The 8,232-nt window shown below is 65.5% G+C and carries 9 protein-coding genes and 1 pseudogene; 6 read left to right on the forward strand and 4 right to left on the reverse strand.

Annotated elements, in window-relative coordinates; all coding sequences use genetic code 11:
- The 4 genes and pseudogenes from B5F27_RS15260 to B5F27_RS15275 all read right to left on the reverse strand — a co-directional run.
- Positions 1–360: pseudogene (locus B5F27_RS15260) on the reverse strand (hypothetical protein); the annotation flags it as partial.
- The gene (scpB, locus tag B5F27_RS15265) at positions 357–896 is read right to left on the reverse strand and encodes an SMC-Scp complex subunit ScpB (protein WP_087368937.1); all 540 of its coding nucleotides are present in this window, start codon (positions 894–896) and stop codon (positions 357–359) included. The gene scpB and the pseudogene B5F27_RS15260, both read right to left, overlap by 4 nt.
- 3 nt (positions 897–899) lie before the next feature.
- Complete coding sequence (locus B5F27_RS15270; protein ID WP_087368938.1) at positions 900–1,637, reverse strand: ScpA family protein; 738 nt, start codon at positions 1,635–1,637, stop codon at positions 900–902.
- 4 nt (positions 1,638–1,641) lie between these two features.
- The gene (locus B5F27_RS15275; RefSeq protein ID WP_087249461.1) at positions 1,642–2,313 is read right to left on the reverse strand and encodes a site-2 protease family protein; all 672 of its coding nucleotides are present in this window, start codon (positions 2,311–2,313) and stop codon (positions 1,642–1,644) included.
- Between the two features lie 249 nt (positions 2,314–2,562).
- Here B5F27_RS15275 and rpmB point away from each other — a divergent pair, with 249 nt between their 5' ends.
- From rpmB to B5F27_RS15305, 6 genes are all read left to right on the forward strand, one after another.
- Complete coding sequence (gene rpmB, locus B5F27_RS15280) at positions 2,563–2,751, forward strand: 50S ribosomal protein L28 (RefSeq protein ID WP_087249459.1); 189 nt, start codon at positions 2,563–2,565, stop codon at positions 2,749–2,751.
- A gap of 75 nt (positions 2,752–2,826) precedes the next feature.
- Positions 2,827–3,003 carry a DUF4250 domain-containing protein gene (locus B5F27_RS15285; RefSeq protein WP_087249457.1) on the forward strand — a complete coding sequence of 59 codons (177 nt, stop codon included), beginning with the start codon at positions 2,827–2,829 and terminating at the stop codon, positions 3,001–3,003.
- A gap of 22 nt (positions 3,004–3,025) precedes the next feature.
- Positions 3,026–3,841, forward strand: a complete 816-nt coding sequence (locus tag B5F27_RS15290) for a hypothetical protein (RefSeq protein ID WP_087368939.1) — start codon at positions 3,026–3,028, stop codon at positions 3,839–3,841.
- Between the two features lie 14 nt (positions 3,842–3,855).
- Positions 3,856–4,692: a TIM barrel protein gene (locus B5F27_RS15295; RefSeq protein ID WP_087368940.1), complete on the forward strand. Its 837-nt coding sequence runs from the start codon at positions 3,856–3,858 to the stop codon at positions 4,690–4,692.
- Between the two features lie 252 nt (positions 4,693–4,944).
- Entirely contained in the window at positions 4,945–5,316 is a 372-nt protein-coding gene (locus tag B5F27_RS15300; protein ID WP_087249451.1) for a metal-sensing transcriptional repressor, read from the forward strand.
- A gap of 22 nt (positions 5,317–5,338) precedes the next feature.
- Positions 5,339–7,894: a heavy metal translocating P-type ATPase gene (locus B5F27_RS15305; protein ID WP_087368941.1), complete on the forward strand. Its 2,556-nt coding sequence runs from the start codon at positions 5,339–5,341 to the stop codon at positions 7,892–7,894.
- Positions 7,895–8,232 lie beyond the last annotated feature (338 nt).

The following is an 8,232-nucleotide window of genomic DNA, read 5'->3' on the forward strand; positions in this document are numbered from 1 at the left end:
TTTCTGCTTTTTGGGGCGGGGGGGCTTGTTCGCCGCCCGCTTCTGGCGCCAGGCGGTCCACTTCTCTTTCAGTTTAGACCAGGCGCGGGCAAAAAAACCAGGTTTTGCCGGCGGGCCGGAAGCAGCTTCCTCCGCGGGGGGCGCGGGATACCGCCAGACCGGAAAGGTCAGGCCCAGCGCCCCCGCCCGGACTTCCAGGGTGCCGTCGGTCTCCCCTTCCGGGTCGCCCTCCCACGCCACATCGGCGCAAAAGGGAATCACCAGTCCCAGCAAAGCCAGGGCCAGCACCACCCCCAGCAGAATCAGCACCGCCCGCAATACAAACAGCACGGAGGCCGCCAAAGCTCCCAGAATGCTCATGCAGGGCCCTCCTTTCCTTCCTCCGCCTCGGCGCGGATGGGCGGCAGGTCTTCCAGGCTGGACAGCCCGAACACCCGCAGAAAATGGTCGGTGGTGCGGAAGCTCACCGGCCGGCCCGGCAGGTCCAGCCGGCCCGCCTCCTCGATGAGGCCCTTTTCCAGCAGGCCCGCCACGCTGGAGGAGGAGTCCACCCCCCGCACCTGTTCAATGAAGGCCCGGGACACCGGCTGATTGTAGGCGATGACGGTCAATGTCTCCAGCGCCGCCGGGGACAAAGGGACCGCCCGGCGGGTTTCCAGAGCCTTGCGCACCCAGTAGCCATACTGGTTTTTGGTGGCCAGCTGCCAGTGGTCCCCCAGATGCAGCAAGGTCAGGCCGCTGGACGGGGCCTCGTACCGCTTTTGGAGGGCGGCCAGGCCGGCGGTGATTTTGGCCTCGGGCAGTTCCAGGGCGGCGGCCAGCTTGTTCGCCCCCACCGGCTCCCCGTGGGCAAAGAGGACCGCTTCCAGCAGGGCCTCCAGTTCCATATGCTCCATGGTTTATCCTTCCTCCTTTTCGGCCGGGGGCGGGGCCGGACGGGCCAGGCGGCCCCGGCGGATGGTCAAACCCCCGTCCTCGGCGATTTCCAGGCGGCCCGCCCGCACCAGTTCCAGCACCGCCAGAAAGGTGGCCACCGTGGCGGACACCTCCTGATCCGGCGGGAACAGCTGGTCCAGGCGGCGGGCTTTGCCGGCCGCCAGACGGCGCAGAATGTGCACCACCCGGCTCTCCACCGACACAAAGGGGGCCGCCACCAGGGGTTCAAAGGTCTCCTGGCTCACCGGCGGGGGCTTGACCCGGCCCGCCATGGCCTGCCAGCAGTCGGCCAGAATCTGGGCCGAATGGTGCAGCGGGTACAGCGGGTCGGTCTCCAGCCGGGCCGGAGGCCGCACATACACCGTCACCTCTGCCGCCCGGGCCCCCAGCTGGGCCGCCAGGCGGCGGCACCGGTCGTATTCAATCAGGCGGCCGGTGAGCTCCTGCTTGAGCTGTTCGGCCTCCTTGCTGCGGGGCAGCAGCAGCCAGCTCTTCATCTCCACCAGCCGGGCCGCCATCTCGATGAAGCTGCTGGACACGTCCGGCTCCTGGATCTGGGCCTCGGTGACCACCGCGGTGTACTGGTCAATGAGGGCCAGAATCGGGATGTTGTGCAGGTCCATCTTGTGGGCCTGCACCAGGGTCAGCAGCAATTCCAGGGGGCCGTCGAAGTCCTCCAGATGGAACGTCAATTCTGCCATCCCGTCACACCTTCGTCCCGATGAGGGTATAGTAGGCGGTATAGGCCAGCTGGTCCACCCAGCCGGTGCCCTCGTACAGCAGGCCCCACACCGCGTTGGACATCAGGGCGATGGGCCCGTTGAGGGCGCCGTACCACACCACTGCCAACAGGATGGCCAGAATCACCTTTTCGTAACGCATCACCCCGAAATACAGCCGCTGGGGCAAAAACACCAGCAGCACCCGGCTGCCGTCCAGGGGCGGCACCGGGATCAGGTTGAACACCGCCAGGCCCACATTCATCAGCACCATATAGTGTAAAAAGTAGGTGGCGTACAGGGTCAGGTCATTTTCGGGGGCCCAGTAATAGACGGCCTTCCACACCGCCATGGACAGATAGGCCAGAATCAGGTTGGCCGCCGGGCCCGCCAGGGCGGTGATGGCCATGCCGGCCTTGGGATGCTTGAACCGGCGGGCGTCGGTGGGGACCGGCTTTGCCCAGCCTACCCCCGCCACCACCATGCAGATGGTGCCCAGCAGGTCAAAGTGGCGCAGAGGGTTCAGGGACAGCCGCCCGTGCTGGCGGGCGGTGGGGTCGCCCAGCAGCCAGCTGGCCAGCGCATGGCCCGCCTCATGGCAGGGGATGGCCACCAGCGCCACCAGCAGCCGGGTGAGATAATAGATACCCATGGTCATAGGGTTGGGTTCCTCCGTTGCTCCTTAAACTCTCCCCCCGGGGGCCTGCGCCCACCGCGGGGATGGTTCCATGATACTATTTTTTCCACCGCCGCACAAGGCCTCACCCCACCTCTTTGCAAAAAACCGCGATCTTTTTTGAAAAGGTACTTGCATTTTTCCGCCGCGTCTGGTAAAATGATAGGGCTGATTACACTGTATTGTTTTGAATTCCCTTTCTGATTTCACTTCATAGGAGGTGCGAAAATCATGGCTAAGTGTGAATGCTGCGGCAAGGGCGTGACCTTTGGTATCAAGGTCTCCCACTCTCATCGCCGCTCCAACCGTACCTGGAAGCCCAATGTCCGCCGCGTCAAGGCGGTCGTCGACGGCTCCCCCAAGTACGTCTATGCATGCTCCCGTTGCCTGCGCGCTGGCAAGATTACCCGCGCTGTCTAAGTCTGTGGTGTATGTTGCCGGTCACGTTTGGCGTGGCCGGCTTTTTGTTTTATTGTGCAGAAAGAGGTGTTTTCTATGGCGCTGCCCGGCGATCCCGTCATGCTGCTGAGCGTTGTGAACCTGAAGCTCCGGGACTACTACCCCACCCTGGACGCCCTGTGCGAGGACCTGGACGTGGACCAGGCCGATCTGTGTGCCAAACTGGCCGCGGCCGGCTACCAGTACGACCCCCAGCAAAATCAGTTCAAATAACGACGCAAGGAGGCTCTGCATCATGATGGAAGGCATCTATTATAAGGAATGGAGCACGGCCCTGGGCCGGGACATGGAGTTCAAGGTCTACGGCACGGCGGGCGTGCCGGTGCTGGCGTTCCCCTGCGAGGGGGGCCGGTTCTACGACTGGGAGAACAACGCCATGCCCGACGCCGCTGCCTGGCTGATCCAGAACGGCCGGATTCAGCTGTTCTGCGCCGACAGCATCGACGCCGAGGGCCTGCTGAACGGGAGTCTGTCTCCCCGCCGCCGGGCCGAAATGCAGGAGAAGTACTTCTGCTACATCACCGGGGAACTGGTTCCCCGCATCCTTGCCCTGAACGCCGCCGGCAGCGCTGCCAAAGCCGCCTCCGCGGCCGAGGCGGACAAGCCGGCTGAAAAGACCGCCGCCCCCAAGCCGGTGCTGTGGGTGACGGGCGCCGACCTGGGCGCCTACCAGGCGGTGAACTGCCTGCTGCGCCGGCCCGAACTGTTCTGCGGCGCCATCGGCCTGTCGGGCCGGTACGACGTGGCCGGCCGGATGGGCGGCGCCGAGGACGATCTGGCCCTGCGCAACAGTCCCCTGGCCGCTCTGGCGGTGGGCCTGCTGGACAGCGCCGACAAGGCCGCCCTCCAGGGCCGTCAGATTCTCCTGTACGCCGGCCAGGCCCAGGACGGCCGGGAGCCGGAAGCTCTGGCCTCCACCCTGGCCCTGGACGAGGCCCTCAAGGCCGCCGGCATCCCGGTATCCACCGAGATCTGGGGCCAGGACGTGACCCACGAGTGGCACTGGTGGGCCCGGGCCTTTGACGTGTTCACCAACCGGCTGTTCAGCTGAGGGAGGGAAAAACCATGCCTGCATTCATCACCGGCGCCCGGGGCCACGACTTCGGCCGCCATACCCCCGCCGACCTGCTGGGAGCCATCGGGCAGGCAGGCTTCGCCTGCACCCAGCTGGCCTACACCAAAGCGGTGGAAGGGGTGTCCAGCTACAGCGACGTCACCCCCCAGCTGGTGGAAGCCACCCGTCAGGCCGTCCAGGACACCGGGGTCTCCATCGCCGTCTACGGCACCTATGTGGAGCTGAGCTATGTGGATGAAGACCGCCGCAAGGCCGAAGTGGCCAAGGTCCTGAGCCAGATCGGCAACGCAAAAATTCTGGGGGCCCGCTGCATGGGCAGCGAGACCACCCCCATGGCCAAGCAGCCCGGCGTCCGCCGTCAGGACGCCCAGGAGGCCCTGCTGCGGAGTCTGGGCGAGATTCTGCCCGCCTGCGAGGAAGCAGGGGTGCTGTTCGGCATCGAGTGCGTCTACCACCACGCCATGAACACCCCCGAGGCCACCCGGATGGTGCTGGACACCATAGCCAGCCCCAACCTGAAGATCATCTGCGATCTGGCCAACTACATCGGCGCCGAAAACGCCGCCCTGGACGACCAGCGCCGCATCTGGGACAAGGTGGGCAGCTGGTACGGCGACAAGATCGCCGCCGTCCATTTCAAGGGCCAGGCCTTTAAACCCGACGGCAGCCACTATTCCACCAGCCTGGAGGATTCCGCCATCGACTACGCCGGCGGCTTCGCCATGCTGCGCCAGCTGCCCCAGGCCAGCCTGCCCGTCCTGCGGGAGGAGGCAGTCCCTGCCCGGGCCGCCAGCGACATCGCTTTCATGGAGCAGTTCTACAAATAAATACCACGGGGACCTCTCCCCTGTTTGCGCCCGGACCGGACGATGCACTCGAACGGTCGGGGCGCTTTTGTTTTTTTGGGATGGCGGGGGACAGTCGTTTTCACCCATCTTTCACACTTATAGGGGGTATAGGTATTATTTCCCACTTGTCTTGTGGGAGAAAGCGTGCTATACTGGGGCCATGGATACCCCCACGGGTAGCCTCCTTTGGTGCAGATACGAGCATAAGCCAACGAAAGAGAGGTTTTTTCGATGATGGAAGAAGAAAAGAAGTGCTGCTGCGGGGCCGCTGAGGCCGCAGAGGACGAACAGGCGGGCTACCCCGTGACCACCATGCACGGCACTCCCCGCACCCGCCACCGCAGCCCCGAGGAGTACCAGGACCTCATCAACCGGCTCAACCGGGTGGAGGGCCAGGTCCGCGGCATCCGCGGCATGGTGGAGCGGGACGCCTACTGCCCCGATATCCTGTTCCAGGCGTCGGCGGTGAGCAAGGCGCTGGACAGCTTCTGCAAGGAGCTGCTGGGCCAGCACATCCGCACCTGCGTGGTGGACGACCTGGAGGCCGGCAAATATGAGACGGTGGACGAGCTGGTGCGGGTGATCCAGCGGCTGATGAAGTAAGTCCCGCCGCAGGGAGGAAACAATGGAGCAATACAACGTCACCGGGATGAGCTGTGCGGCCTGCAGCGCCCGGGTTGAAAAGGCGGTCAGCAAGGTGCCGGGGGTCACGGCCTGTTCGGTGAGCCTGCTGACCAATTCCATGGGGGTGGAGGGCACCGCCTCCCCCCAGGCCATCATCCAGGCGGTGCAGGAGGCGGGCTACGGCGCCAGCCCCAAACAGGCGGGGCCCGCCGCGGCCCCCGCCGGGTCTGATCTGGACGCCCTGGCCGACCACGAGACCCCCAAGCTCAAGCGGCGGCTGCTGGCTTCTCTGGGCTTTCTGCTGGTGCTGATGTATTTTTCCATGGGTCATATGATGTGGGGCTGGCCTTTGCCGGGCTGGTTCGCCGGAAACCATGTGGCGGTGGGCCTGGTTCAGCTGCTGCTGGCGGGGATCGTCATGGTCATCAACCAGAAATTTTTCATCAGCGGCTTCAAGAGCCTGCTGCACGGCGCACCCAACATGGACACTCTGGTGGCCCTGGGGTCCACCGCCTCCTTTGTGTGGAGCACCTACGCCCTGTTCCAGATGACCAGCGCCCAGCTCCACGGGGACAGCGCCGGGGTGATGGAATACATGATGGAGCTGTACTTTGAGTCGGCCGCCATGATCCTCACCCTCATCACGGTGGGCAAGATGCTGGAAGCCCGCAGCAAGGGCAAGACCACCAGCGCCCTCAAGAGCCTGATGAAGCTGGCCCCCCAGACCGCCACCCTCCTGCGGGAGGGGGCGGAGGTCACCGTCCCCATCGGGCAGGTGCGCCGCGGGGACCAGTTTGTGGTGCGGCCGGGGGAAAACATCCCGGTGGACGGGGTGGTGCTGGAAGGGTCCAGCGCCGTCAACGAGAGCGCCCTCACCGGCGAGAGCATCCCGGTGGACAAGGCCCCCGGCGACGCCGTGTCGGCCGCCACCGTCAACCAGTCGGGCTTTCTGCGGTGTGAGGCCACCCGTGTGGGCGAGGACACCACCCTCTCCCAGATCATCCGGATGGTCAGCGACGCCGCCGCCACCAAGGCCCCCATCGCCAAAATCGCCGACCGGGTGTCGGGGGTGTTTGTGCCGGTGGTCATCGCCATTGCCGTGGTCACCACGGCGGTATGGCTGCTGCTGGGCCAGAATCTGGCTTTTGCCCTGGCCCGGGGGATTTCGGTGCTGGTCATCAGCTGTCCCTGCGCCCTGGGCCTGGCCACCCCGGTGGCCATCATGGTGGGCAACGGCCTGGGGGCCAAAAACGGCATCCTCTTTAAGACCGCCGCCTCTCTGGAAGCCGCCGGCCGCACCCAGATCGTGGCGCTGGACAAGACCGGCACCATCACCCGGGGCGAGCCCCAGGTCACCGACCTGCTGCCCGCCGCCGGCGTCACCGAAAGCGAACTGCTGACCCTGGCCGCCGCCCTGGAGCAAAAGAGCGAACATCCTCTGGCCCGGGCGGTGCTGGCCCACGCCGCCGGCCAGGCGGTCCAGCCGCCCCAGGTCACCGACTTTGAGGCCCTGCCTGGCAACGGCCTCACCGCCAAGCTGGAAGGCCGCAGCATCTTCGGCGGCAGTCTGGCCTTCATCCAGACCCTGGTGCCGGTGCCCGCCGCCCTGGCGGACCAGGCCCAGACCCTGGCCCAGCAGGGCAAGACCCCCCTGTTCTTCGGGGGCGAGGGCCGGCTGCTGGGTGTCATTGCGGTGGCCGACACCATCAAGGAGGACAGCCCCGACGCCATCCGCCAGCTGCGGGACATGGGCATCCGTGTGGTGATGCTCACCGGCGACAACCAGCAGACCGCCGACGCCATCGGCCGTCAGGCCGGGGTGGATCAGGTGATTGCCGGGGTGCTGCCCGACGGCAAGGAGAGCGTCATCCGCGCCCTGAGCGAAAAGGGCAAGGTGGCCATGGTGGGCGACGGCATCAACGACGCCCCCGCCCTGACCCGGGCCGACACCGGCATCGCCATCGGGGCCGGCACCGACGTGGCCATCGACGCCGCCGATGTGGTCCTGATGAACAGCCGTCTGTCCGACGTGCCCGCCCTGATCCGGCTCTCCCGCGCCACGTTGCGCAACATCCACGAAAACCTGTTCTGGGCCTTCATCTACAACATCATCGGCATCCCTCTGGCCGCCGGTGTGTTCATCCCCCTGGGCCTGACCCTGAATCCCATGTTCGGCGCGGCAGCCATGAGTCTGTCCAGCTTCTGCGTCGTGTCCAACGCTTTGCGGCTCAACCTGTTCAACATCCACAGCGCCCGCAAAGACAACCCCATCCGGCCCGTGGACCTGCCCCCTGCTCCGGCTCCCCGGCAGACCGCGTGCCCCATCAACACTACGGAGGTAAACGCCATGCAAAAGACCATTCAGATTGAAGGCATGATGTGCGGCCACTGCGAGGCCACCGTCAAGAAGGCTCTGGAAGCTCTGCCCCAGGTGGACAGCGCCCAGGTCAGCCACACCGCCGGCACCGCCGTCGTCACCCTCAACGCCGATGTGGAGGACGCCGTCCTCAAGAAGGCCGTGGAGGACAAGGACTACACCGTCACCGGCATTGTCTGAGCCTTAACCCTTAACCCATGACAAAACCGCCCTCTGTACACCGGGAACCCGGCGCGGAGGGCGGTTTTGTATGAGCGGGCAGGCATAACAGGCAGATAGTTTGCCGCCCCACGTTAAACACTCTATTTCTTTTCCTTTTTGTTCGCTCCGCTGGGGCCAGAGGGCCAGGGAGGGGGTTTCGACTCCCCCTCCCTAGGCCCTCTGGACTCCCTACCCTCCCTAACGACCAGTCCTCTTGCGCTTAGCCGATTTTTGCGGCGCGCCGCGGAGGGCGCTTGCAAAAACCGGAGCGCTGCGCCAGCTTCGGCCCGGCTGTTTCGTCCACTGGACGCGCCGGG

It is taken from the genome of Faecalibacterium sp. An192, assembly GCF_002160175.1.
GTDB lineage: Bacteria > Bacillota > Clostridia > Oscillospirales > Ruminococcaceae > Faecalibacterium.

What these genes read in the sequence shown, in the direction of transcription:
- B5F27_RS15290 (WP_087368939.1), top strand. Translation starts at nt 3,026, where the DNA reads ATGATGGAAGGCATCTATTATAAGGAATGGAGCACGGCCCTGGGCCGG.
- B5F27_RS15295 (WP_087368940.1), top strand. Translation starts at nt 3,856, where the DNA reads ATGCCTGCATTCATCACCGGCGCCCGGGGCCACGACTTCGGCCGCCAT.
- rpmB (WP_087249459.1), top strand. Translation starts at nt 2,563, where the DNA reads ATGGCTAAGTGTGAATGCTGCGGCAAGGGCGTGACCTTTGGTATCAAG.
- B5F27_RS15275 (WP_087249461.1), bottom strand. Translation starts at nt 2,313, where the DNA reads ATGACCATGGGTATCTATTATCTCACCCGGCTGCTGGTGGCGCTGGTG.
- B5F27_RS15285 (WP_087249457.1), top strand. Translation starts at nt 2,827, where the DNA reads ATGGCGCTGCCCGGCGATCCCGTCATGCTGCTGAGCGTTGTGAACCTG.
- B5F27_RS15300 (WP_087249451.1), top strand. Translation starts at nt 4,945, where the DNA reads ATGATGGAAGAAGAAAAGAAGTGCTGCTGCGGGGCCGCTGAGGCCGCA.
- B5F27_RS15270 (WP_087368938.1), bottom strand. Translation starts at nt 1,637, where the DNA reads ATGGCAGAATTGACGTTCCATCTGGAGGACTTCGACGGCCCCCTGGAA.
- B5F27_RS15305 (WP_087368941.1), top strand. Translation starts at nt 5,339, where the DNA reads ATGGAGCAATACAACGTCACCGGGATGAGCTGTGCGGCCTGCAGCGCC.
- scpB (WP_087368937.1), bottom strand. Translation starts at nt 896, where the DNA reads ATGGAGCATATGGAACTGGAGGCCCTGCTGGAAGCGGTCCTCTTTGCC.